Origin of the sequence: Flammeovirga sp. OC4 (assembly GCF_000812565.1) — a bacterium.
In the GTDB taxonomy this organism is placed as follows: Bacteria; Bacteroidota; Bacteroidia; order Cytophagales; family Flammeovirgaceae; genus Flammeovirga.
On record NZ_JTAM01000182.1, the window covers coordinates 1 to 732 of the forward strand.

Consider the following 732-nt stretch of genomic DNA (forward strand, 5'->3'; position numbering starts at 1 on the left):
CACGAATGACGAACTGTGTTAAAAAACAAATTTATTTTAAAACTTAGCCAAATTTTATTTGGAAGTCATTTTCTATCTAATGACTTTACTTTTCTTAAAAATAGATCATAATGATCCATCCTCTCTTTTTGAGAGTTAAAAATTTCAAGGAAAATACAGCCCTAATTTTCACTTTACTTTATGAAGTAAATCATGATAATTAGGGTTGTATTCTTCACCACTTTTCACGATAGCGAATGCTTGCTTAATAAGCTTATTCATTACTGCTACCATTGCCTGTTTATACTTCTTTCCTCTTTTTCTTAAACGGACATAAAGACTCTTACAAGCAGGGTTATATCTTTTAGCTGATACTGCAGCCATAAAAAGCAATTTCCGAGTGTCCTTAACACCCATTTTGGATATTCCTTTATTCTTTTTAATTGAAGTACCTGACTCATATTCTCTAGGGTTTGTCCCCAAGTAACAGATCGCTTGCTTAGCGTTGTCAAAGTTTTGAAATTTATCAAAAGTGTGTAAAAATACCATAGCACTTTTATCTCCAATACCCGAGATAGTTTTGACTAATTTTATAAAAGTTTTGTCCTCATCTGAATTTAACTTACTGAGTTTTTTTTCATACTTTCTAATCGTTTCTTTCTGCACTTTTATTTTTTCTAAAATCAAAGTATATACTGTTTCGGAAGTATCGCAACAATTTCTGAAACTATGATATTGTGCTTCATAGGCTGT

1 protein-coding gene is annotated in these 732 nt (G+C 31.0%); it reads right to left on the reverse strand.

Annotated elements, in window-relative coordinates; translation table 11 throughout:
* Positions 1-168 precede the first annotated feature (168 nt).
* On the reverse strand, positions 169-732 hold a 564-nt coding region (locus PL77_RS29875; RefSeq protein ID WP_044213734.1), incomplete at its 5' end, for an IS110 family transposase.